Raw genomic sequence first — 21,407 nt, forward strand, 5'->3', positions numbered from 1 at the left:
ACTACGGCGCGGCAGACCGCTCAAAGCTAAATCCCGGCGCATAAGCGTGATAGCCGTCGAAATCGCCCTTGCCGATGGCGGCACCTTGGCTGCGGGCAATCGCATACGCCATGCTGAAGTGAAAATAGAAATTCGGCAAAATATACAAATTCAAGTATTCATCGGCCGGCAGCGCAATGTCGGCAAAACCGGCCCGGTCGCGGCAGATGCGCCCGGGCGGCCCGTCAAAACGCTCCACGGGAATGTCCTTGAGGTAGCGCATGGTGTGCGCGATCTGCTCCTGCAAGCTGGCGGCAGCGCTGAAATCGGCCACGTCCAGCCCCGCCAGCGGGCAGCAGCCGCGCAGGGAAAAGCTCACGGCCGCGCGCACTTGCTGGGCGAATGGCAGCATGTCCGGATGCAAACGCGCTGCCAACAGTTGCGGCGCCGTGCCCGTCTTGTCGAGCATGGCGGAAAGCTGCGCCAGGGAACGGCAAAAGATGGCGGCGGGGTTGATGTGCATTGCGTCCGTCATGACAAACCCTCCTGTGCGGCAACCTTCTTCAGCACACGGATCAGCCGGCGTTCATGGCGGCCCACGGCGGCCCAATCCCAGGCGTCGGTCGGGCCGAATTCCGGGTAATGGCGCTGCCATTTTTCCGCGCGCTTCTGCGAATTGACGCTCACATGCGAGTCCAGCCCCTTGCCGCTGGACAAACGCAGGTACACGCGGATGACGCCCCAGCCTTCGCAGACGTAACGATACGTGAGCCCACCGCACTGGGCCGGGTCGAGGGCGATACGGCGCGGGGCAAAGTGCCCGGCCATGTCCGGGTAATGCACGGCCAGGAGCACGTCGCTAGCCCCTTCCGCTTCCAGCCTGGCCGCATACGCGCACAGCTCGGCAGGCGAGTGGAAATGCAGCGTTTCCCGTTCCGCCTCCGAATACACTTCTGCCACGGCCGCGCCGGGCTTGGCGAAGATTGCCTCGGCCATGGCCGCGATACCTGCTGTTGATAATCCCACTGTGCCTGCCTTTCCTGTTGCCTGATGGTTACGCCATGCGCCGCCATCCTAGCATGGCGTCAACGGCGATGGCGGCTGAAAAACGCCCACATCACCTCATTCGCATCGATGGCGCGCGTGGTCTTGCCGATGGGCAGGCCGATATTGAAGGCATCGGCGCCCGGCCACGTGTGGCCGCCGTCCTTGACGCTGAGCAAGGCCACGCTGGCGCTGCCAGCACCACTCCCCTGCTCCAGCCAGTTCACTTGCGTAGTGTCGCCAGCAGGACCAGGCATCAGGCGCGGCTGCGGCGTGGCGCCTTCGATGCCGTTGTGCTTGCGCCAGTAATCGAAGGTACCTTCGGCCGACAGGTAGCTGGCGGCCTTGCCCTCAAACAGCACGACCTTGTCGGCCGTGCCCTGTATTAACAGCATGCCGACCTTGTCCGTTTTCTGGTGATGCTGCACCACGGGTTCCGGCATGGGCGCGCCCACCGAGGCGACGGCGGCGAACTGCTGCGGCAGCTCGGCCGCCAGGCGCAGGGCAAAGAAGCCGCCGCGCGACAAGCCCGTCGCATACACGCGCTTGTCATCGATGCGGTAATCCTGCTTGAGTTTACTCAATATCGCTTGCGTAAAACCGACGTCGTCCGTGCCCGCCAGGTAATCCATGCCGAAGCCCACGTTCCAGTCTTGCTTGATGCCTTGCGGATACACAACGATGAACTGGTGCCGCTCGGCCGTCTTGTTCATCTGCGTGTACAGCATTTGTTCCGCCATGCTCATGCCGCCGCCATGGAAATTGAAGACGACGGGAAAGGCTTGCTGCGGCTGGCTTTGGTAAGACGGCGGCGTGTAGACGATGTAGCGGCGCTTGTCTTCCTTGTGCTGCAACGATTGCACCTGGGCCAGCACGGGCGCGGACAGGCAGGACAGGAGCAACAGGCTGATGACGATTTTCATGGGCTTCCCTTCAAGTAAAAGAGCAGCCAGCATAAGCAGGGGCAGGTGAAATCGCGGTGAAATCCGCTGACTTTATGGCGCCGGAGCAGGAACGATGGCGACACGGTAGCGCGTCACGCCGGGGTGGAAAACGATGTCCCAGCACATGGCTTGTGCCAGGCGCAGCAGCAGGTTCTGGCCATGCGCGAAGCCGTGGACGCGCCGAGGCTGTCCCGGCGGCACGGTATTGTCGATGCTCAGGCAACCTTGCGCAAACGCAATGCTGATGCGGCAATCTGGACCGCCATGGAACAGCGCATTCGCCAGGCAATTATTGATGAGCAACATGACCAGTTGCGGGTTACCGGCCACGTCCAGCCGCTCGGGCAAGTCCAGGCTCAGCAGGCTGGCATCCCAGGGATGGTCGTCGAGCAGGCGCAACAGGCATTGCTCGATGCAGCCGCGCAATTCCACCATTTCGCCGGGCAGTTGCTCGGCCCGTGCCAGCGCGAACAGCACGTCGATGGTGGCGCGCATTTCGTCCGTGGATTGCCGCAGCTGGGCCTGTTCGCGCCCGCCCAGGGGCTGCGCATGGGCCAGTGCCAGGGTGTTGTGCATCAAGGTCAGCGGCGTGCGCAATTCATGGCTGACGTCGCGGGTGAATGCCTGTTCGCGCTGCAACACCGCCTGCAGTTCGGCAAAGGTGGTTTCCAGGCGGCGCGCCAGGAAACCGATTTCGTCTGGTCGGTCACGCTCGCTGAAATGCACGGCGTTGCCGGGTGCCAGCTGGCGCGCTTCCTGCGCCAGGCGCTGCAAGGGCAGCACGAGGCGCCGTGCCAGCCAGTACGCGAGCAGCAAGGCCAGGGCGATCAGCGCCAAGGCCACGCCAGCGACGACACTGCCCACTTCCCGCGTCAGGCGCGAGACGACCAGCACGGGCGCCACGTCGGCCAGCAGATAGCTGCGCCGGGGCTGGCCAGCGGCAATGAGGTCCAGCGCCAGCACATGATAATGCTGGCCCGTCGTGGTAAACACTTCGCCGCGCGGGGCCGACGGTGGCACGTGGTCTCGCACCGTTTGAGGCAAGTCAAGGTAGCTGCCATAAACCGTGATGAGGTCGCTGCCAGACGGCGTAAGCTTGCCGTGCTGCTGCCAGCGCATGCCGACGGCCGCCGCTTCGCGCTCGAGCAGGCGCTGCACCAGCATGTCTTCCGTCACGTAGGCGATCACCAGCGCCAGGCCCGTGTAGCACAGGCACAGCAATACAGCGAAGCCGGCCAGGGCGGCGAACAGACGCTGCCGGATCGACTTAACCATCGCTGGCCGCCGCATCGAAGACAAGACGGTAGCCCAGCTGCGGTATGGTCACCAGCACACCCGCCGCGCCAGCCCCGCCAACCAACTCCAGTTGCTTGCGCAGCGTGTAGATATGCGATTTCAGGGCGTCGCTGTCGGGCGGCTGGCTGCCCCATAACTGTTGCAGCAAGGCCGAGCGCGAGACGGCGTGCGGATGCTCGCGGCACAGCAGCAGCAAGATTTTAAAACCCGTCTGCGTCAGTTGCAGCGGCACGTCGCCGACCAGCGCGCGCCCTTCGCGCGTCTGCAAGGTAAAGGGACCCACGCGCATTTCCTGGTGCACGTGCAACTGCTGCCGGCGCGCCAGCGCTTCGCAGCGCAAGGCCACTTCGCGCAGGTCGAACGGCTTGGTCAAATAGTCGTCGGCGCCGTCGCGAAAACCGCGTGCCTTGTCTTCATACGCATCGCGCGCCGTCAGCATCAAAATCGGCACATTGCTGGGCGCAGCCGCCTTGATGGCGCGGCACACTTGCAAGCCATCCATGTCAGGCAGGTTCAGGTCCAGCAGCACCACGTCATAGCTGTTGCGCGTGGCCAGCTGCACTGCCAGCGCGCCCGTGCCCGCATGGTCCGTCTGCCAGCCCAGGCCGTCGAGGAAGTCGAGCACCTGGCGCGCGATGGCCAGGTGGTCTTCCACCAGCAGGATGCTCAAGGCAAGCTTGCTCATGACACGCCGGCGATGCGTGCGTATAGCCAGAAATTGCCGGATTTTCCGCGAATTTGCCGATAGCAGCGCAGATAGCCTTCCCGCTCGAAAGCGCAGCGTTCCAGCACGCGCATCGAACGTTCATTGCTTTCCAGCACGGTCGCCTGGATGCGCAGGAAGCCCAGGCGCAGGAAACCCCAGTCCACGACCGACGCGGCAAGGGACGTGGCCACGCCCTGCCCCCAGACGGCGGGCGCCAGGTCGTAGGCGATTTCCGCCGTGCGATGCTGCGGGGAAATCGCATTGAAACCGATCGTGCCCACCAGTTGGCCGCCCTCGCGCAGCACGACGGCCAGGCGAATGGACGACGATGGCTGAGACGACGCATAGTCATCGAAATTGGCCTGCAGGTCGTCGACGCAACGCAAGTTCCAGCTCGTGTGTTCCACGACAGCAGGGTCGGCCAGGTAGGCATACCAGGCGGGCGCGTCGCTACGCTCCAGGTGGCGCAAGGTCACCAGTGGATGGTCAGAAGCGGGTAAATCAACAACGTTCATTGCTTTGCATCTTCCTCAGGCGAGCGGGCAATCGGCGGCCAGCCAGGTGGCGAAATCATCGGCGGCCAGCTCGAAATCGTCGCGCTGCATCGAGCCATGCCCCACCAGGTAGACAGCGCGCTCAGCGCCATCAAACGCCAGCATGACGGCACGGCCGCCGCTGTCATCGCCGATGGTCATGTAGCCGGGGCAAAATTGCTGCGTCTCATACGTTTCATTGCGTTCCCGCAAGCTTTCCACGCCGTACAGCACTACCTGCTCACCGCGCATGCCTGCTTGCCCGTCCTGGAGAAAGCGCAGGTAGTGCGCCGGCAAGGCGTGGCCCAGCCAGCGCTCGAACGCTTCGACTTCCTGCTGGCTCACGCAGCGCCCTTGCGCCGTGCTTCCCACGTACGCCGCAGCAAGCCGTACAGGGCCGAGTCGCTGACGTGGCCGCCGACGATCCAGCGCTCTGGCAGAAAACCTTCCTTGTTGAAACCCTGGCGTTCGAGCGCGCTGGCCGAACCGGCGTTGAGCGGGTCGATATCGGCTTCCAGGCGGTTTAGGTCGCGCTCGATGAACGCGTATTCCAGCAGTGCCGACAGCGCTTCGTGCATATAGCCCTTGCCCCAGTACGGACGGCCCAGCGCGTAGCCGATCTCGGCCCGGCGGTTCTGGCGGTGCTCGGAAAACAGGCTGCAGCTGCCCAGGTATTCGCCCGTCGCCTTCAGCTCGACGGCGAAGCGGAAGAATTCCTCTTTCTCGAAAGCGGCGATATCCTCGGCAATCTGGCGCGCGGCGCGGCTGGCATCCTCCCAGGGCGGTTCGCTGAAATAGCGCATCACTTCGGGATCGGAATGCATGGCGAATTGCGCCGCCTCATCCGATGCTTGCGGCTTGCGCAGGATCAGCCGCTCAGTGGTGATGGTTTTGGTATAAGCCATGCAACTCCAATCGATGGTTCAAGAACGATACTTATTATTCCATGCAACTATAACGATGTGGCAATTTTGTGGCGCTGCTTTTAATGTACTATGGCAATATTTTTCACCATATCATTGATACAACTTCATGATTCGCCTATGCACGCAGTAAAGGACGCACCAGTTATCGATGCCACGGCGCAGCCCGAGGTCTTGAGCAAGCACAAGCGGCCAGTGATCGTCTGGGCCAGCATCGGCTTCTTCTGCATGTGTGCCATGCTGCTTGGCATGACCATCTGGATCGTCTGGTCTTCGCATGCGGTCCGCCTGCGCGAAGCGAGCGCGGCGACGGAAAACATGGCGCGCGCCCTGGCGACGCAAGCGTACATGGAACTGGAAATCGCCGATGCGATGCTGGAAGATATTGCCGAACACGTCCGCAACGAAGGCAATAATGACGCGACCGGCGAGCGGCTGGAATCCCATCTGGTGCAACTGTCCAGGAATATCGTGGAAATTGCCGGCGTCTTCATTTTTGACAGCGAGGGCGATTGGCTCGCCACCTCGTCCGGCACCAGGCAGGACGGCAACAACGCGGAGCGCGACTACTTTATCTATCACAAGACGCATGCGCAGCTGGGCAGCCGCATCAGCGCGCCCATGCGCAGCAAATCGACGGGGCAATGGGTCTTGCCCGTGTCGCGCCGGGTGGAATCGGCGGACGGTTCCTTTGCCGGCGTGGTGCTGGTCACCCTGGGGCTCGCCTCGTTCGAACGCATCTACGATAGCCTCAGCCTTGGCAAGACGGGCACGGCATTCTTTGCCCTCGACGACGGCACGTTGATTTACCGGCGGCCGTTCCAGCCCGATGTCATCGGCATGGATATTTCATCGGGCGCACTCTTGCGCGCCTACCGCGAAAAAGGGCCGGTCGGCACGGCCATGATGACGGCCAAGGTGGACGAAATCGAGCGGCTGTACAGCTATCGCCACCTGGAACGCTTTCCCGTCATCGTGGCGGCGGGCTTGTCGAAGGAAGACATCTTTGCCGAGTGGCAACGGCTGAGCATGCAAATCGTGCTGGCGTCGCTGGCGGCGGGGGCGGCGCTGCTCTACCTGTTCCGCAGGCTGATGCGGCAGATTGCCGTACGCGACCGTATCGAAGCCAGCCTGCGCCAGGCCACGACGGAACTGCGGCACGCGAACGCGGATCTGGCGGCGCGGGCGTCGCAAGACGGCTTGACGGGACTGGCCAACCGCCGCTGTTTCGACGAGACCCTGGCGCATGAACTGAAGCGCGCCCAGCGCAGCGGGCACGCGGTATCGCTGATCATGCTCGACGTGGATTTCTTCAAGAAATTCAACGACCAGTATGGCCACGTGGCGGGCGACGCATGCCTGCAGGCCGTTGCTGGCGCCGTGGCGCGCAGCGTCGGCCGGGCCGAAGACCTGGCGGCCCGCTACGGCGGCGAAGAGTTCGCCGTGATCATGCCTGGCACCAATGCCGCAGGCGCGCTGGAAGTTGCGGAAGCCATCCGCTCGGCGGTGGAAGCCTTGCAGATTCCCCATGCGGCCAGCGCAAATGGCGTCGTGACCGTCAGCCTCGGCGCGGCCACGCTGCAGCCGGGCCAGGAGCGACGCACGGAGAGCAACGAGCTGATACGCGAAGCCGACGCCTTGCTGTACCAGTCGAAAAACACGGGCCGCAACCGCGTCAGCAGCAGCGTGCCAGCAGCATGAGGCCGACCATGTCCAGGAAAAGAATCGCCCTCACCTTGCCGGTCACCCTCAGTGCACTGGCCGTCTGGCTGGGCTTGAGCATGGGCGGCCGCTGGCTGGAAGCCGCCGGCTACGCCTTGCCAGGCACAGCCGTCACCGGCCGTATCGGCCTGTCATGGGCGCTGGCCGCCCTGTTCGCGCTGGCGCTGCTGCTGGCGTCAAGCCGGCCCCGCGAAGCGGGCCTGTGCGCGCCGCAGCCATGGAAAACAGTGTGGCTCGTCTCGCCGCCCCTGCTGTATGCGCTGCTGATGCTGCTGCTGGCCTGGGCCGGCGGCTGGCCGCAGCCGCGCGTGCTGCTGATCGTCGCTGGCAATGCGGCGCTGGTGGCCATCTCGGAAGAGCTGATGTTCCGCGCTATCTTGCTGCAGGGCATGCTGGACCGCTACGCCGTCTGGCCAGCCGTCCTGATGTCCTCGGCGCTGTTCGGCCTGGCCCACACCGCCAACGGCCTGGCCACGGGCGACGTCAGCGGCGCCTTGTGGCAAGCCGTGGCCGCCACCTTGCAGGGCGTCGGCTACGCGGCCATCCGCCTGCGCACCCGCTCCATCTGGCCCATGGTGCTCGTGCATGGCCTGTGGGACTACGCGCTGGTGACAGCCACCTTGCCCAACCCGGCCGAAGACGGCGCGTCGATCCTGCCATATATCGCCCTGCTGGCCGTGCTGCCCTTGTGCCTGTACGGCGTCTACCTGCTGCGTCCCAGCCAGCGGGCGGCCTTTTTGCAACCATAAGGAATCTGCATGGCGTTTTTTTCACGTGACTACGAAGTATTCCTGCTGCTGGCCGCGCCCGGTGCAACACCACTGTGGAGTGCGGCGCAGTGGACACCGTTTGCCGCCAGCCTCGATGGTCTCATGGCGCAAGCCAGCGCGCGGGGCAAAGCCGGCGTACGCAGCCATCAATACAATCCCAAGGGCAAGCCGGTTCCCTTTGGCCGCCTGGGCTGGGACGGCAAATCGCACGCCAAGTGGACGCATACGGCGGCCACGACGGAAGCGCGCTTCATGAGCCTGGAAGCCTGGGCGCCATCGTGGACGACCTGCGAAAAAGACGACCAGGCGCCCGATCTGTTCCTCGCCCTGGCCAATGAATCGCTGCTGGGACGGGCGGGCAAAACCTTGCAATTCAGCCAGCGCCTGGTGTGCGCGATCGCCACGGACATGGGGCCCGATGCGGCCGCCGCCTTGCGCCTATCCCTGGCGCAACTGGCCGTGCAACAAGACGCCGTCGTCTTCGCCCGCACCCAACGTCAGTGGGGCCGCGCCGCGTATGGCGGCTTCACGGGCGCCATCCAGGATATGCTGATCGGCGGCCTGTTCCGGCAGGACGACCCGCATGCGCGGCCGCTCGATGCGGCCACGTTCCGCGAGCCGTGGGAAAGGCTGGCGCCAGCCTCCGCTTAAAACGTCCCCGGCAGCAGGATCTTTTTATCCACCTGCTGCAAGTCGCGCAAGCCGCAAAAGGCCATCGTCAGGTCGAGTTCATTGCGGATGATGTCCAGGCATTTGGTGACGCCCGGCCCGCCCATGGCGCCCAGGCCGTATAAAAACGGGCGGCCGATGTACACGCCTTTCGCGCCCAGCGCCACGGCCTTGATCACGTCCTGGCCCGAGCGGATGCCGCCGTCCATGTGCACTTCGATCTGGCTGCCGACGGCGTCGACGATGGCGGGCAAGGCTTCGATCGACGATTGCGCGCCATCGAGCTGGCGCCCGCCGTGGTTCGAGACGATCAGTGCGTCGGCGCCGCTTTCCACGGCCAGGCGCGCGTCTTCCGGGTCCATGATGCCCTTGATGATGAGTTTTCCGCCCCAGCGCTGCTTGATCCATTCCACGTCCGCCCACGACAGGCTCAGGTCGAACTGCTGCTGCGTCCAGGCCGACAGCGACGACATGTCCGACACGGACGTGGCGTGCCCGACGATGTTGCCGAAACCGCGCCGTTTCGTGCCCAGCATGCCCGCCACCCAGCGCGGCTTGGTGGCCATGTTGAGGATATTTGGAATCGTCAGTTTCGGCGGCGCCGACAGGCCGTTACGCAAGTCCTTGTGGCGCTGGCCCAGCACCTGCAAGTCGAGCGTCAATACCAGCGCGCCGCACTTGGCCGCCTTGGCGCGGTCGATCAGGCGGTTGATGAATTCACGGTCTTTCATCACATACAGCTGGAACCAGAACGGTTTCGTCGTGTTCGCCGCCACGTCCTCGATCGAGCAAATGCTCATGGTCGACAGGGTGAACGGCACGCCGAAGCGCTCGGCCGCCTGGGCCGCGAGGATTTCGCCATCCGCATGCTGCATGCCCGTCAAGCCCGTGGGCGACAGGGCCACCGGCATCGACACGTGCTGGCCCACCATGGTCGACGCCAGGCTGCGGTTTTCCAAGTTGACGGCCACGCGCTGGCGGAATTTGATCCTGGCGAAATCGCTGTTGTTGGCGCGGTATGTCGATTCCGTCCAGGAGCCGGAATCGGCGTAGTCGTAAAACATGCGCGGCACCCGTTTCTGGGCCAGCACGCGCAAGTCTTCGATGCAGGTGATGATACTCATGCGTTTCCTCGGTCGATGGCAAGTCGAACCATGATCGTGCATTTACCGGAAATTGTCTATCCGGCAGGCAATGCCGCCACACTTACCAACTGCGCGCGCCGAGGATCTTCTCGCCCAGTTCACTCAACTGCGCCTGCGGATAGCGCAGCTTTTCCTTTTCCTCGGGGTCGCCGGGAAACGCATAGCCCTGCGGTGCGCTGCGCTCGCGCCAGCTTTGCACGCGCCAGTCGCGCAGCGTTTGATTGTCTTCCTGGGCCGGCGTAAAGGAAATGTATTGCGCCAAACGCACCTGGTCGGTGGACGTGTTCGGACGGATGCCGTGCGCCAGCAGGCTGTTGAAGATCAATAACTCCCCCTTCTTCATGGCGATGAATTCCATCGGGTACGGCACCGTCGCCAGGTCCGGCTGCCACGGGTTGCGATCAAGCGGCACGGTCTTGCGCCACGCCAGCAAGTTGTTGAACAATTCCGGATAGCATTGAAAGCCGCCACTCTCGGGCGAGGTGTCGGACAGGGCCAGCACGCCCTGCACGTTGACGGGCAGCGGGTCGAGCGTGGTGTCGGCATCCCAGTGGATGAAGCCGCCAAACTTGCGCTTGCCATTGTTCGGCGTGTTCAGGTTGGCGCGGTCGATGGTCACCCACAAATCCTGACGGTCCCAGATGTCGACAAAGGCATCGTACACGCGTTGAGTCTGGCGGTTATCCCACAGGGTCTGGTTGTGATAGGCCTCGACCATGCCGGAACCGTTGAGTTCTTTCATGGCATGGTCGCGCAACTGGTCCTGGTTCCAGGTGGCGGGGTCGTTCTGGTCGAGTCCCTGGAATTCCCACAAGAAATCGGTTGTGCGGCGCACCTGTTCCGGCGACACGGCATCCTTGACGATGACGTAACCGTAGGTTTGCCAGTGCAAAAAGTCGCTGTCGGACAGCACGCGCAGGGGCAGCTGTTTCTGGATGTCGCGCAACTGGGTCTGTTCCGTGTAGGCCACGGACGGGTTGCCGGGACGGTCTTCGCCGTACTGATATCGGTCTTCTTGCATCGCTGTCTCCTGTGTTGGTGTGAGACAGATTGTGCTTCGGCAGTGCCGCGTAAAATACGTGCGCAGCAACCAAAACTGATACTATCCTGACTATCCACCACCTCAAAACGTCACGATGACGCCTTTATTCGAACAAGTCACGATTCCGACGGGCCACTCCTGGGGCTTGCTGTGGCGCGAACTCGATGCGATTCCCTTCCTCTGGCACTACCACCCGCAATTCGAGCTGACCCTGACGGTCAATGCGCGGGGGCAACGCTATATCGGCGACCATCTGGGCGACTTCGAACCGGACGACCTGGTGCTGCTGGGACCGAATTTGCCGCACACGTGGTCGGCCAACGAGCGCATCGACAGCACGCAGCCCATGCTGGCCGTCGTCGTGTGGTTTTCGCTGGAATGGGTGGAGCAGCTGGCGGCCTGTTTTCCGGAATTGCACAGCGTGCGGCAACTGGCGCGCCGCGCCGGGCCTGCCCTGCATTTTTCGCCGGCAACGAGCGCGCGCAGCGCGGCCAGGTTGCTGCAACTCAATGAACTGCCCGTGCCGCAGCGCCTGCCGCTGCTGCTCGACGTGCTGCTGGACCTGGCGGGCGATGGCAGTGCGCAGCCGCTGGCGTCGGAAGCGCAGGCGCCGATGCATGCCGATGGGCAGCAAAAGCGCATGGCTATCGTGTTTGACTACATGCACGCGCATTTCCGGGAAGAGATCGCACTGGAAACCCTGGCGCAGCGGGCGGCGCTTTCGCTGGGCGCGTTTCACCGCTGCTTCAAGCGCCACGCGCATTGCACGCCGGGCGAGTACCTGGCGCGGCTGCGCATCGGCCGCGCCTGCCAACAGCTGATCGAGAGCAATCTGGCCATCGCCGTCATCGCGCAAGAGGCGGGCTACCGCAATCTCGCGCATTTCAACCGCCAGTTCCGCGCCGCCAGGCATGTCACGCCGCGCGCGTTTCGCCTGCAATACCGGCGCGGCGCCACAGGCGCAGCGTAAATCCATTCGGAAACGAAAAAGGGGATCAGATTTTACAATCTGACCCCCAATATTCTGGTGCGGCTGGCAGGAATTGAACCCACGACCCCTTGGTTCGTAGCCAAGTACTCTATCCAGCTGAGCTACAGCCGCCTAAGACAAGATTATAGCAGGGCTTTGCAGAATGGCAAAGGGCGCCGTGCGGATATTTCACAATTGCCCAGGCTGCCAACATGGGCCCTGCCTTCCCGCCGTGATGACGAAAAAAAACCCGGAAAGCGAACTTTCCGGGTTTTTTCACTACTGCTGATACTGGTGCGGCTGGCAGGAATTGAACCCACGACCCCTTGGTTCGTAGCCAAGTACTCTATCCAGCTGAGCTACAGCCGCAAACTCTGACACACTTCGCCGGACGGCGCGAAGCTTGAAACTTTCATCAAAACGAAGCGAACTCCATCTTGGCAATACTGGTGCGGCTGGCAGGAATTGAACCCACGACCCCTTGGTTCGTAGCCAAGTACTCTATCCAGCTGAGCTACAGCCGCAAAACTTCTACAACATTCCATCAACAACATGGAGGTGAAACTTGGTACGACAAAACCAGGCAAAGTCTGATTTTCAGTATTCTGGTGCGGCTGGCAGGAATTGAACCCACGACCCCTTGGTTCGTAGCCAAGTACTCTATCCAGCTGAGCTACAGCCGCGCAGGCAAACATTATAGCGTATTCATTTCGCTTTGAAAAGTTCGATTTTTCAATCGCTTAGCTGATTTTGCAGAATACCGCCCCGCATGATCGACTACCTTTTCACTGCTAAAAAGCTCACGCCTTTTTATCGATGGACACTTCTGCTTTCACAGGAGCCTCCAGCGAATCGAGAAGTTGCTGTCTCGAAAGAAGCGGGATTATAGGGACTGCTTTCCAGCCTGTCCAGTGCTATCTGCAAGTGGCGCGCAAGCGTGCGGAGGCGCCGCGCCGCTTGGGGCTACAATACCAGCCAGACAGGGGCGCTTGTGCCTCCCCTCATTCATCACGGCGGGCATTGACCAACATGACCCATTTAACTGAGCTGAGCGGCGGCGGCCCGGTGGGGCAAGAGCCCGTGCGGCAGACTCACTGTTGCAGGATTTCCGATGGCCAAGCCTGACCGCACGCAAGATCTGCTGCCTCCATCAGCGCCGCTGAGCCTCTCCGACGAGCGCCTGGCTAACTTACTGGAAAGCATCACCGATGGTTTCTGCCTGCTCGACCGCGACTGGACCATCCGCTATATCAATACGCGCGGCGCCGACATGCTTGTACCGCAGCGTCCGCCTGGCGCCAGCCTGGCAGGCAACAATCTGTGGCAAGCCTGTCCCGATTTGCAGGGCACGGAACTGGAAGCGCAGTACCGGCGCGCCATGGCGCAGCAGCACAGCTGCAGTTTCGAACTGCTGTATCCGCCGCTGGGGCGCTGGCTGGAAGTGCGCATTTTCCCTTCCAGCGACGGCTTGACCACGTACATCCAGGACATCAGCCAGCGCAAGGCGGCCGAGGAAAGCTTGCGCCACAGCGAGGAAGACTTGCGCGCGCTGGCCAACTCCATCCCGCAACTGGCCTGGATCGCCAGCTTCGACGGCACCATTGCCTGGTACAACCAGCGCTGGCACGACTACACGGGCACCAGCGCCGGGCAGATGGCGGGCGACGGCTGGAGCATCGCCTATGACGCGCAGCATTTGCCACCCATGCTGCACGCGTGGAAGGCCGCCTTGCGCGACGGCACGCCCTTTGAAATGGAGTTCCCCATCCGCGGCGCCGACGGCCAGTACCGCTGGTTCCTGACGCGCGCCAATCCCGTGCGCGACCGGGGCGGCCAGCTGCTGCGCTGGTTTGGCACGAGCACCGACGTCGACCAGGTCAAGCGCGCGCAGGAAGCCTTGCGTGATGAAACGCGCGTGCTCGAGTTGCTCAACAATACGGGCGCGGCCCTGGCCGGCACCCTGGACTTGCCGGCGCTGCTGCAGGAAACCGTCGATGCGGCCACGCGCATCAGCGGCGCGCGTTTCGGCGCCTTCTTCTACCATGACGATGCGGCCGTGCCCGATGCGGACGCGCTGCCGGCGGCGCGCGCCGTGAGCGGCATCAGCCTGCAACAAGCCGACGCCATCGCCGCCGAGCTGCGCCTCGGCCCGGCCACGCGCCAGAATGACCTGCTGGCGGCGCCAGACGGAGGTGCCGACGGGCCGCAGCTGCGCAGCTGCCTGAGTCTGCCCGTCAATTCGCGCGCCGGCTTGCCGCTGGGGCGCTTGCTGCTCGGCCATCCGCAAGCAGGCATGTTCAGCGCGCGCAGCGAGCGCATCGTTTCGGCCATCGCGGCCCAGGCCGCCGTCGCGCTCGACAATACGCGCCTGTACGCGGCCGCCACGCGCGCCGCCGAAGAGCGCAAGGTACTGCTCGACAGCGAACGCGAGGCGCGCGCCGAAGCCGAGCGCACGAACCAGCTGAAAGACGATTTTCTTGCCACCCTGTCGCATGAACTGCGCACGCCGCTGTCGGCCATCCTCGGCTGGGCGCAGGTGCTGCGGCGCGGCACGCGCGACCAGGCCGACCTGCACCGCGGCCTGCAAAGCATCGAACGCAATGCGCGCGCGCAGGCGCAGCTGATCGAGGACTTGCTCGACATGAGCCGCATCACCTCCGACAAGGTGCTGCTCGACCTGCAAACCCTCGCGCCCGCCAGCGTCATCGCCTCGGCCATCGAAACCCTGCGCCCGGCGGCCGACGCCAAGCACATCGCCATCCACTGCAACATCGCCAGCGATGCGGGCCGCATCACGGGCGACCCCAGCCGTATCCAGCAAGTGATCTGGAACCTGCTGTCGAATGCCCTGAAGTTCACGCCACAAGGGGGACGGGTCGATATCGGCGTGCGCCGCGAGGCGACCCGCCTGGCCATCACGGTGGCCGACAACGGCGTCGGCATCCGGAAGGATTTCCTGCCCCACGTGTTCGACCGCTTCCGCCAGGCCGACGCCTCCACCACGCGCCGGCATGGCGGCCTGGGGCTCGGACTGGCGATCGTCAAACACCTGGTGGAACAGCATGGCGGCACGGTCACGGTCAGCAGCGCCGGCGACATGCAGGGCGCCAGCTTTACCGTGCGCCTGCCCCTGGGGACGCCGGCCGCCGCGCGCCAGGCAGGCACCGCCCCGTCCGCCAGCCATGACTTGCGCGGCGTCACGGTGCTGCTGGTCGATGACGAAGCCGATGCGCGCGAACTGACGGAACGCATCCTGCGCGACAACAACGCCGAAGTGCACGGTGCCGGCAGCGTGGCGCAAGCGCTGCAACTGCTGGATCAGGTGCAGCCGGATGTGCTGGTCAGCGACATCGGCATGCCCGATGCCGACGGCTTCGACTTGCTGGCGCAGGTGCGCGCACACGCCGCCCCTGATGTGGCCCGCCTGCCCGCGCTGGCGCTGACGGCGTTTGCACAACCGCAGGATCGCCAGCGGGCGCTGGACAGCGGCTTCCAGGCCTGGGTCTCGAAGCCGCTCGACCCGGCCGAACTGGTGGCGGCCGTGGCACAACTGGCCGCTGCGCGCCCTGGACCGGAGCGCAAACCACTACCCTAAAAAGATGATGCAAAGAAATACATAGTGCAGTACAAAATGTCTATTTCCATGGGTTGGCCTTCCTACTTTCAGACGCGGCACTGTCCTACAAGCAACTAAGCTGAAGTTTGCTACACTGAAATGCAGAAGCACACCTGCACGGCAGGCTGGAAATGCCGACCCTGGCCGGAGAGAATGGCAGAAGCGAGTTCATGCGCTGTTGTGCGCCCTATCTTGTTGCAAGGCGCTACTATCATTCCGACCACCGTCAGCCGCACTGCCAGCCTTGGCCGCGGTAGAAGCCAGTGTTGCATAGACCGTATAACCGAGACCCTACATGCCCAGCCAAGATGAGATTTTGAAAGCCAAAATTTTGGTCGTTGACGATTCACCCGACAATGTCGACCTGATGCTGGAAATCCTGCGCGATGCCGGCTACACCAATGTCACGGCCACCATGCGTCCGGCACAGGTCTGCCCCTTGCATCAGGAGCATTGCTACGACTTGATCTTGCTGGATCTGCAAATGCCGGAACTCAATGGTTTCCAGGTCATGAAAGGCTTGAAAGAAATCGAACATGGCGGCTACCTGCCCGTGCTGGCCCTGACGGCGCAACCGAGTTTCAAGATCGCCGCCCTGGAAGCGGGCGCGCGCGACTTCATCAGCAAGCCCTTCGACCTGATGGAAGTGCACAAGCGCATCCACAACATGCTGGAAGTGCGCCTGCTGTACAAGGAACTGGCGCAATACAGCAAGCAGCAGCAGGAACTGGCGCTGCACGATCCGCTGACGGGCTTGCCGAACCGGCGCCTGCTGGAAGACCGCATCGAGCATACCCTGCAGCAATCGGCCCGCAGCCGCGGCAAGTCGGCCATCCTGTATCTCGACCTGGATGGCTTCAAGGCCATCAACGACAGTTACGGCCACGGCTATGGCGATGAGATCCTGAAAATGGTGGCGGCCCGCCTGGTGGGCGCCTCGCGCAAGGAAGACACGGTGGCGCGCATCGGCGGCGATGAATTCGTCATCGTGCTGGGCAACCTGGCCGGCAAGGGCGACGCGCGCGAACCGGCCGCCAAGCTGATTGAAGTCATTTCCGAACCGTATTTTATCAACGACCTGACCCTGCGCCTGTCGACCAGCATCGGCATCGCCATCTACCCGGACGACGCCAGCACCGTCGAATCCCTGCTGGGCGCGGCCGACACGGCCCTGTATGAAGCCAAGCGTGCCGGCAAGAACCGCTTTTGCTGCACGCCGCATGAAGTGATCGCGTCGCAGGTCAACATGCAGAAAAGCAGCATTCCGTCGATCGCCTGACGTTGACGTCGCGCGGCACGTAAAAAAACCGGCGAGCCTCGCGGCCAACCGGTTTTTTTATTGCAGAGACACTTTATTTCTTGCCAGCCGTCACTTCATGCTGGCCCGCATGCTGGTGGTCCGTTTGCGCATTGACGGTTTCCGGCGGCACTTCGATGCGCGTGATGCCGGCATCGACGGAGATCGGGTCGCTGGCGGGGAAGGTCATTTCCACGGCGTCGTCGAGCAATTCTTCCTTGGCCCGCTCTTCGCCGCTCATGCCTTCTTCATCAGCCAGGATGGCCAGCGCGCTGGCCCATTTGACGAAATTGAGGTTGGACAATTCGCGCACGGTGGTCACGCCAAACGCTTGCTGCAAGGCCTTGGCGTCTTTTGCGCTGACGCCGCGCAGGGCGCTGATGGGCGCATTGACGATGTCGCGGAAGCTTTTGTCGAGGTATTCCTTGTCGACGATGGTATCGATATTCATGGCATGTCCTTTCGTTTCGGTAAGCGGGCCAGTGCTGCATGGGGGAGGCACAGCCCCACTATGGCAGCGTAGGGCGCCCCGGTATGTGCGCAGCCGTACGTAACGACAGGAACGATACCTGCTGGCGCAAACGATAATATTGTCTATCATATAAAAATGATGGAAGGAGATTAAAATTGCCGAAAAGACAGAAATTTTCCATCCATGCGCCCCGCGATGAAATCCTCATGTATGATCCACAACTTGAATTTGGTCCTCACCTTTCACCATTCACGGGGCGCTATGTCCGCACAAACAGATCCGAACAAGGAAGCGGCCCAGGCCGATGCGGAACGCGCCGCCGATCTCAGCGAGTTGCTCGGCCATGTCAACACCAGCTGGGACAATGAACGGCGCGCCCTGTCGCGCCAGCTGCACGACAGCCTCGGCTCCTCGCTGACGGCGCTGACCATGCACCTGTCGCTGCTGACGCAAAAGATGCCGCAGGAAGCGGCTCTGCTCGACCGCGCGGCGACCATGAAGCAACTGCTGCTGAATGTGATTGAAACCAACCGCCAGATGCAGATGAAGCTGTGGAACGACAAACTTGAGTTTCTCGGCGTGAATGTGGCGCTGGGCGAGCTGGCCGCGCAATTTGCCGAACAGCACAAGATCACCGTGCGCTGCAGCCTGCCCGAAGATGAACTGATTTGCCCGCGCAACGTGGGCGTGGCCCTGCTGCGCACCCTGGAAGAAGCGCTCGGCAACATCGCCGCGCACGCCCACGCCACAGAGGTGGACATCATCATCGACGACAATGAAGAGGCGCTGATGATGACGGTCAAGGATAACGGCAGCGGCTTGCCAGCCAACGAGCCCGTCGAGATGAGCAAGCACGGCCTGCGCTCCGTGCGCGAGCGCGTGCACTACCTGGGCGGCAGCCTGAGCCTGACGGCCAATCCGCAAGGCGGCACGGCCCTGACCGTCGTCTTGCCGCGTATTAGCCCGAAAGAATAGTCCTTGCCAGGCCGCATCGGGCCAGAACACTGCCGGGGCACCCCGAACCGCAGCACGATTCGACGACAGGAGACCGCATGCAACGACTGATCCCCACCCTGCTGGCTGCACTGCTGACCCTGGGCAGCGCCCATGCCGCCGACAAGACCGTGCCGCCGCCGGAAACCGTGGACAAGCTGGCCTGGCTGGCCGGCTGCTGGAACGTCGACGGCGCCGAGCCCGGCTCCGGCGAACAATGGAGCACGGCTGCCGGCGGCACCCTCCTCGGCACCAGCCGCACCGTCAAGGGCGGCAAGACGACAGCCTTTGAATTCGTGCAGATCCGCCTCACCGAGCCGGGCCAGCTGGCCTACATCGTGCAGCCGTCAGGCCAGCCGCCCGTAATCTTCAACCTGTTGCGCCAGGACAAGCCGAATGAATTCATCTTCGCCAACCTGGACAATGACTTCCCCAGCCGCATCATCTACCGCCACGACAGCGAGCGCATCTTGCATGCCAGCATCGCCGGCACTCTGAAAGGGAAATTCACCACCATCGATTTCCCCATGACGCGGGGCCGCTGCGAAGCGGCACCCGTCACGCGCAGCAAATGAAAAGGGGCCTCGCGGCCCCTTTTTGATGGAATAGCAACGGCTTAGTGCAGCTTGACCTGCGGCGTGCTGCGCTTGATCAGGAAACGGCCCATGGCCATGACGGCCGTGCGCACGCTGCCCAGCACGGCATTGTGATGCATCAGGTGCAGGCTGACATACATCATGCGCGCGACAAAGCCTTCGACGAACCAGCTCAGGCCCTTCAGCGACCCCATCAGGGTGCCCACCGAGGTGGTGCGGCCGAACGACACGAGCGAACCGTAGTCCAGGTATTCGTACGGTTTCGTTTGCGGCGGCTTGCCCTTGGCTTGCAGCAGGAATGTTTTCAGCAGGTAATCGGCTTGCTGGTGGGCGGCCTGGGCGCGCGGTGGCACCAGCTTGCCGTCGGGACCCGTGCAGGCGGCGCAATCGCCGAGCGCGAAGATATTCGCATGGCCCTGCACATTGAGCATGCCCGTCACTTCCAGCTGGCCGGCGCGGTTGGTCGGCAAGCCCAAAGTGGCCAGGAATTCCGGCGCGCGGATGCCGGCAGCCCACACGCAGATGTCGGCCGCATAGCTGGTGCCGCTGGCCACCGTCACCTTGTCGGCTTCGATCGTGGTGACGCGCGTATCGGTCACCACGCTGATGCCATGCTGGTGCAGCAATTTCGAGGCGGCAATCGACACGCGCTCGGGCAGCGGCGCCAGGATGCGCGGCGCCCCTTCGAGCAGGGTGATGCGCACATCCTTGATGGCGTTGAGATTCTGGAAACCATACGCGGCATACACGCCGCTCGCTTCGCGCAATTCGGCCGCCAGTTCCACGCCCGTGGCGCCGCCGCCGATGATGACGATGTCGACACCGGGATGGCCCGCGTCGCCCTGGCGCTGCTCGGCCATGGCCAGCAGTTTCAGCAAGGTCAGACGGAAACGTTCGGCGTCTTCCGTGGCATTCAGGGAAATCGTGTTTTCCTTGGCGCCGGGCACGCCGAAGTAATTCGAGGTGCTGCCCACGGCCAGCACCAGCTGGTCGTAGCTGACGGTGCGCTGCGGCAAGAGTTGCTCATCCTTGTCCGTGGCGATGGCGCCCACGGTGAGGCTGTTCGACGCGGCGTCGAGTGCGATCAGGGGACCATAGACATAGGTAAAACCATTGTCATGCGCCAGCATCTGGTACGACAGGCCCTCTTGATGAATATCCAGGGTGCCGGCCGCCACTTCATGCAGCGACGGCTTCCAGATATGGTACAGGCGACTGTCGACCAGGGTGACCTGGCCGGCGCCGAGCTTGCGGCTGAGTTTGCAGGCCAGCTCCAGGCCGCCTGCTCCTCCCCCTACGATAACGATTTTACTGTGCAAAGATCCTCCTGCTTAAATTTTTAGTCCCTGTGCCCGTTGCCGTTGCCGTGGCCATTGCCATGACCCTTGCCCGGCTTGTTGTCATGCTTGTCGCGCTTGTCATCATGCTTGTCAAAGTGCTTGTCATGCTTGTTGTCATGACGGCCGCGGTCGCCGTAATCGGGACGGCCATGGTCGCCATGCTGCTGGCGGTAACGGGGCACATATTGGTTGTTATACCAACTATCTTGGACGAAATACACCTCTTGGTTACAGGCATTATACTTGCGGCAGTGCTTGGACCAGTTTTTCGCATGGCCGGGCGGCACGCGCAAATAGATGGGACGGGCCGAATAATATTGCGGGCGCTGCACGATGACAGGCTGGGCATAGATCAATTGCGGCGCGGGATAGTCGCCTATGTCGATGCGTCCGTAAAAGCCTGGCTGGCCGACGGTAACAGAGACGCCAACCTGGGCGACGGCAGCGGTAGCGGCCGACAGCAAGACGGCGGCAAGAATCAGGGTTTTCATGGGGACACTCCTTTTATCAGTTATGCCGTCATTGTAAACCTTGTGCAACCAACTGTTTGTTCGCAAGGACACATAAGGATGGCCGTCGCAATCTCACCACAGCTTGCCCAAAGGCACGACCAGGCCGCTGAACAGCGACCAGTCCGGCGACGCCGCCGTCAAGCCGCGCGCCATGCCGATATCGATGGTCAGCCGCGGCGTGGGGCTGTAGCTGGCGGCCAGCAGCAATTGCGCCGTGGCCGGCGCGCCGCGCAGGCGCGTGCCCGACACCTCCGCCGTGGCGCCCCAGCGGTCGCTGACGGGCGTGGAAAAGGAGGTCGCCCAGCCCGTTTGCACCCGGCCCGTCACCGGGTCGGATGCCCCCAGGCGCGTGGCGTTCAGGTTGGCGTCCATGTGCACGGCACCCAGGTCGCGGCTGAAAATGCCGTTCAGCGACACGTCGCTCTTGCCGCTGCCGATGCTGTCCTTGGCCGTGGGCAACTTCCAGCCCAGTTCCAGTCCCAGCGCCGTGGCGCTGTCGAGCAAAAAGGCGCGCTTGAGCACGACCGTCGTATCGCCCACGCCCGTGTCGCGCCGGCCCGTGTCATCGCGTGCGCGCACCACACCCTCGCCTTCAAGCAGCACGCCCCATTCGGGCGTGAACGCCAGTTTGAAGGTATATGGCAGACTGGCGCGGCGCGTGTCATCCGTTTTCGACAGCAGGCCACCCGCCTCGAATTCCAGCTGGCCCGGCACGGGCAGCTGGGCGGGACTGGCGACGGAAGGACGGTAAGGCAGTACGGGATCGCCCTGCTGTGCCTGCGCCAGGGGCGCGAGGGACAGCAGCAGGGATAAGCAAAGCAAGCGGGGAAATAACATG

General features: G+C 63.0%; 22 protein-coding genes and 4 tRNA genes. 8 read left to right on the forward strand and 18 right to left on the reverse strand.

Translation table 11 applies throughout. From position 1 onward, the window contains the following. Position 1 precedes the first annotated feature (1 nt). The 8 genes from AC3IQ7_RS19840 to AC3IQ7_RS19875 all read right to left on the reverse strand — a co-directional run bounded on the left by AC3IQ7_RS19840 (position 2) and on the right by AC3IQ7_RS19875 (position 5,407). Positions 2-514 (reverse strand): DUF1993 domain-containing protein, encoded by a 513-nt coding sequence (locus AC3IQ7_RS19840; RefSeq protein WP_322427736.1) that lies wholly within the window; start codon positions 512-514, stop codon positions 2-4. Next, on the reverse strand, positions 511-975 hold the full coding sequence (locus tag AC3IQ7_RS19845) for a hypothetical protein (RefSeq protein WP_099378699.1): 465 nt from the start codon (positions 973-975) through the stop codon (positions 511-513). The genes AC3IQ7_RS19840 and AC3IQ7_RS19845 overlap by 4 nt, the downstream gene beginning before the upstream one ends. Positions 976-1,064: 89 nt before the next feature. Further along, positions 1,065-1,946 carry a CE1 family esterase gene (locus AC3IQ7_RS19850; protein ID WP_489207112.1) on the reverse strand — a complete coding sequence of 294 codons (882 nt, stop codon included), beginning with the start codon at positions 1,944-1,946 and terminating at the stop codon, positions 1,065-1,067. Between the two features lie 72 nt (positions 1,947-2,018). After that, the gene (locus AC3IQ7_RS19855) at positions 2,019-3,242 is read right to left on the reverse strand and encodes a sensor histidine kinase (protein WP_489207113.1); all 1,224 of its coding nucleotides are present in this window, start codon (positions 3,240-3,242) and stop codon (positions 2,019-2,021) included. Next, entirely contained in the window at positions 3,235-3,948 is a 714-nt protein-coding gene (locus tag AC3IQ7_RS19860; protein ID WP_322427732.1) for a response regulator transcription factor, read from the reverse strand. Before AC3IQ7_RS19860 ends, AC3IQ7_RS19855 begins: the two co-directional genes overlap by 8 nt. Further along, positions 3,945-4,484: a GNAT family N-acetyltransferase gene (locus tag AC3IQ7_RS19865; RefSeq protein ID WP_489207114.1), complete on the reverse strand. Its 540-nt coding sequence runs from the start codon at positions 4,482-4,484 to the stop codon at positions 3,945-3,947. The genes AC3IQ7_RS19860 and AC3IQ7_RS19865 overlap by 4 nt, the downstream gene beginning before the upstream one ends. A gap of 15 nt (positions 4,485-4,499) precedes the next feature. Next, positions 4,500-4,847 carry an SMI1/KNR4 family protein gene (locus tag AC3IQ7_RS19870; RefSeq protein ID WP_176388493.1) on the reverse strand — a complete coding sequence of 116 codons (348 nt, stop codon included), beginning with the start codon at positions 4,845-4,847 and terminating at the stop codon, positions 4,500-4,502. Beyond that, positions 4,844-5,407 (reverse strand): GNAT family N-acetyltransferase, encoded by a 564-nt coding sequence (locus tag AC3IQ7_RS19875; protein ID WP_176388492.1) that lies wholly within the window; start codon positions 5,405-5,407, stop codon positions 4,844-4,846. Before AC3IQ7_RS19875 ends, AC3IQ7_RS19870 begins: the two co-directional genes overlap by 4 nt. Positions 5,408-5,545: 138 nt before the next feature. On the opposite strand from AC3IQ7_RS19875, the gene AC3IQ7_RS19880 reads away from it, so the two are divergent. From AC3IQ7_RS19880 to AC3IQ7_RS19890, 3 genes are read left to right on the forward strand one after another with little or no spacing between them, the layout of a single operon-like run. Next, positions 5,546-7,126, forward strand: coding sequence for a GGDEF domain-containing protein (locus tag AC3IQ7_RS19880; RefSeq protein WP_489207115.1), 1,581 nt, complete (start codon positions 5,546-5,548; stop codon positions 7,124-7,126). 8 nt (positions 7,127-7,134) lie between these two features. Further along, the gene (locus tag AC3IQ7_RS19885; protein WP_489207116.1) at positions 7,135-7,896 is read left to right on the forward strand and encodes a CPBP family intramembrane glutamic endopeptidase; all 762 of its coding nucleotides are present in this window, start codon (positions 7,135-7,137) and stop codon (positions 7,894-7,896) included. Positions 7,897-7,905: 9 nt separating this feature from the next. Beyond that, positions 7,906-8,568, forward strand: a complete 663-nt coding sequence (locus AC3IQ7_RS19890; protein WP_489207117.1) for a hypothetical protein — start codon at positions 7,906-7,908, stop codon at positions 8,566-8,568. Here AC3IQ7_RS19890 and AC3IQ7_RS19895 read toward each other — a convergent pair. Beyond that, complete coding sequence (locus tag AC3IQ7_RS19895) at positions 8,565-9,710, reverse strand: alpha-hydroxy acid oxidase (protein WP_099378689.1); 1,146 nt, start codon at positions 9,708-9,710, stop codon at positions 8,565-8,567. The two genes, AC3IQ7_RS19890 and AC3IQ7_RS19895, sit on opposite strands and share 4 nt — an antisense overlap. A gap of 82 nt (positions 9,711-9,792) precedes the next feature. Continuing rightward, a complete protein-coding gene (locus AC3IQ7_RS19900) occupies positions 9,793-10,752 on the reverse strand; it encodes a phytanoyl-CoA dioxygenase family protein (RefSeq protein WP_489207118.1) in 960 nt (319 codons plus the stop codon). Between the two features lie 115 nt (positions 10,753-10,867). On the opposite strand from AC3IQ7_RS19900, the gene AC3IQ7_RS19905 reads away from it, so the two are divergent. Next, positions 10,868-11,743, forward strand: coding sequence for a helix-turn-helix domain-containing protein (locus AC3IQ7_RS19905; RefSeq protein WP_489207119.1), 876 nt, complete (start codon positions 10,868-10,870; stop codon positions 11,741-11,743). 55 nt (positions 11,744-11,798) lie between these two features. Here the strand turns inward: AC3IQ7_RS19905 and AC3IQ7_RS19910 are convergent. The 4 genes from AC3IQ7_RS19910 to AC3IQ7_RS19925 all read right to left on the reverse strand — a co-directional run bounded on the left by AC3IQ7_RS19910 (position 11,799) and on the right by AC3IQ7_RS19925 (position 12,426). Then, positions 11,799-11,875 (reverse strand) — tRNA-Arg (locus AC3IQ7_RS19910). Positions 11,876-12,035: 160 nt separating this feature from the next. Next, positions 12,036-12,112: transfer RNA gene (locus AC3IQ7_RS19915), tRNA-Arg, on the reverse strand. 78 nt (positions 12,113-12,190) lie between these two features. Next, a tRNA-Arg gene (locus AC3IQ7_RS19920) sits at positions 12,191-12,267 on the reverse strand. A gap of 82 nt (positions 12,268-12,349) precedes the next feature. Beyond that, a tRNA-Arg gene (locus AC3IQ7_RS19925) sits at positions 12,350-12,426 on the reverse strand. 428 nt (positions 12,427-12,854) lie between these two features. On the opposite strand from AC3IQ7_RS19925, the gene AC3IQ7_RS19930 reads away from it, so the two are divergent. Continuing rightward, positions 12,855-15,338 carry a hybrid sensor histidine kinase/response regulator gene (locus AC3IQ7_RS19930; protein WP_489207120.1) on the forward strand — a complete coding sequence of 828 codons (2,484 nt, stop codon included), beginning with the start codon at positions 12,855-12,857 and terminating at the stop codon, positions 15,336-15,338. 316 nt (positions 15,339-15,654) lie between these two features. Then, positions 15,655-16,638, forward strand: coding sequence for a GGDEF domain-containing response regulator (locus AC3IQ7_RS19935; RefSeq protein WP_099378685.1), 984 nt, complete (start codon positions 15,655-15,657; stop codon positions 16,636-16,638). Positions 16,639-16,711: 73 nt separating this feature from the next. On the opposite strand, the gene AC3IQ7_RS19940 is transcribed toward AC3IQ7_RS19935, so the two are convergent. Continuing rightward, entirely contained in the window at positions 16,712-17,107 is a 396-nt protein-coding gene (locus tag AC3IQ7_RS19940) for a hypothetical protein (RefSeq protein ID WP_099378684.1), read from the reverse strand. A gap of 282 nt (positions 17,108-17,389) precedes the next feature. Between AC3IQ7_RS19940 and AC3IQ7_RS19945 the strand changes: the two genes are divergently transcribed. Both AC3IQ7_RS19945 and AC3IQ7_RS19950 read left to right on the forward strand, forming a co-directional pair. Continuing rightward, positions 17,390-18,103 carry a sensor histidine kinase gene (locus AC3IQ7_RS19945; protein ID WP_099378683.1) on the forward strand — a complete coding sequence of 238 codons (714 nt, stop codon included), beginning with the start codon at positions 17,390-17,392 and terminating at the stop codon, positions 18,101-18,103. Between the two features lie 77 nt (positions 18,104-18,180). Continuing rightward, on the forward strand, positions 18,181-18,696 hold the full coding sequence (locus tag AC3IQ7_RS19950) for a DUF6265 family protein (RefSeq protein WP_489207121.1): 516 nt from the start codon (positions 18,181-18,183) through the stop codon (positions 18,694-18,696). Between the two features lie 41 nt (positions 18,697-18,737). On the opposite strand, the gene AC3IQ7_RS19955 is transcribed toward AC3IQ7_RS19950, so the two are convergent. From AC3IQ7_RS19955 to AC3IQ7_RS19965, 3 genes are all read right to left on the reverse strand, one after another. Next, positions 18,738-20,036, reverse strand: coding sequence for an NAD(P)/FAD-dependent oxidoreductase (locus AC3IQ7_RS19955; RefSeq protein ID WP_035820065.1), 1,299 nt, complete (start codon positions 20,034-20,036; stop codon positions 18,738-18,740). Between the two features lie 20 nt (positions 20,037-20,056). Then, the gene (locus AC3IQ7_RS19960) at positions 20,057-20,548 is read right to left on the reverse strand and encodes a hypothetical protein (RefSeq protein ID WP_070280290.1); all 492 of its coding nucleotides are present in this window, start codon (positions 20,546-20,548) and stop codon (positions 20,057-20,059) included. Positions 20,549-20,641: 93 nt separating this feature from the next. Next, the gene (locus AC3IQ7_RS19965) at positions 20,642-21,406 is read right to left on the reverse strand and encodes a transporter (protein WP_489207122.1); all 765 of its coding nucleotides are present in this window, start codon (positions 21,404-21,406) and stop codon (positions 20,642-20,644) included. Between the last annotated feature and the right edge of the window lies 1 nt (position 21,407).

The sequence above is a fragment of the Janthinobacterium sp. GL_088 genome (genome assembly GCF_057837845.1).

What these genes read in the sequence shown, in the direction of transcription:
- AC3IQ7_RS19840 (WP_322427736.1), bottom strand. Translation starts at nt 514, where the DNA reads ATGACGGACGCAATGCACATCAACCCCGCCGCCATCTTTTGCCGTTCC.
- AC3IQ7_RS19845 (WP_099378699.1), bottom strand. Translation starts at nt 975, where the DNA reads ATGGCCGAGGCAATCTTCGCCAAGCCCGGCGCGGCCGTGGCAGAAGTG.
- AC3IQ7_RS19850 (WP_489207112.1), bottom strand. Translation starts at nt 1,946, where the DNA reads ATGAAAATCGTCATCAGCCTGTTGCTCCTGTCCTGCCTGTCCGCGCCC.
- AC3IQ7_RS19855 (WP_489207113.1), bottom strand. Translation starts at nt 3,242, where the DNA reads ATGGTTAAGTCGATCCGGCAGCGTCTGTTCGCCGCCCTGGCCGGCTTC.
- AC3IQ7_RS19860 (WP_322427732.1), bottom strand. Translation starts at nt 3,948, where the DNA reads ATGAGCAAGCTTGCCTTGAGCATCCTGCTGGTGGAAGACCACCTGGCC.
- AC3IQ7_RS19865 (WP_489207114.1), bottom strand. Translation starts at nt 4,484, where the DNA reads ATGAACGTTGTTGATTTACCCGCTTCTGACCATCCACTGGTGACCTTG.
- AC3IQ7_RS19875 (WP_176388492.1), bottom strand. Translation starts at nt 5,407, where the DNA reads ATGGCTTATACCAAAACCATCACCACTGAGCGGCTGATCCTGCGCAAG.
- AC3IQ7_RS19880 (WP_489207115.1), top strand. Translation starts at nt 5,546, where the DNA reads ATGCACGCAGTAAAGGACGCACCAGTTATCGATGCCACGGCGCAGCCC.
- AC3IQ7_RS19885 (WP_489207116.1), top strand. Translation starts at nt 7,135, where the DNA reads ATGTCCAGGAAAAGAATCGCCCTCACCTTGCCGGTCACCCTCAGTGCA.
- AC3IQ7_RS19890 (WP_489207117.1), top strand. Translation starts at nt 7,906, where the DNA reads ATGGCGTTTTTTTCACGTGACTACGAAGTATTCCTGCTGCTGGCCGCG.
- AC3IQ7_RS19895 (WP_099378689.1), bottom strand. Translation starts at nt 9,710, where the DNA reads ATGAGTATCATCACCTGCATCGAAGACTTGCGCGTGCTGGCCCAGAAA.
- AC3IQ7_RS19900 (WP_489207118.1), bottom strand. Translation starts at nt 10,752, where the DNA reads ATGCAAGAAGACCGATATCAGTACGGCGAAGACCGTCCCGGCAACCCG.
- AC3IQ7_RS19905 (WP_489207119.1), top strand. Translation starts at nt 10,868, where the DNA reads ATGACGCCTTTATTCGAACAAGTCACGATTCCGACGGGCCACTCCTGG.
- AC3IQ7_RS19930 (WP_489207120.1), top strand. Translation starts at nt 12,855, where the DNA reads ATGGCCAAGCCTGACCGCACGCAAGATCTGCTGCCTCCATCAGCGCCG.
- AC3IQ7_RS19935 (WP_099378685.1), top strand. Translation starts at nt 15,655, where the DNA reads ATGCCCAGCCAAGATGAGATTTTGAAAGCCAAAATTTTGGTCGTTGAC.
- AC3IQ7_RS19940 (WP_099378684.1), bottom strand. Translation starts at nt 17,107, where the DNA reads ATGAATATCGATACCATCGTCGACAAGGAATACCTCGACAAAAGCTTC.
- AC3IQ7_RS19945 (WP_099378683.1), top strand. Translation starts at nt 17,390, where the DNA reads ATGTCCGCACAAACAGATCCGAACAAGGAAGCGGCCCAGGCCGATGCG.
- AC3IQ7_RS19950 (WP_489207121.1), top strand. Translation starts at nt 18,181, where the DNA reads ATGCAACGACTGATCCCCACCCTGCTGGCTGCACTGCTGACCCTGGGC.
- AC3IQ7_RS19960 (WP_070280290.1), bottom strand. Translation starts at nt 20,548, where the DNA reads ATGAAAACCCTGATTCTTGCCGCCGTCTTGCTGTCGGCCGCTACCGCT.
- AC3IQ7_RS19965 (WP_489207122.1), bottom strand. Translation starts at nt 21,406, where the DNA reads ATGTTATTTCCCCGCTTGCTTTGCTTATCCCTGCTGCTGTCCCTCGCG.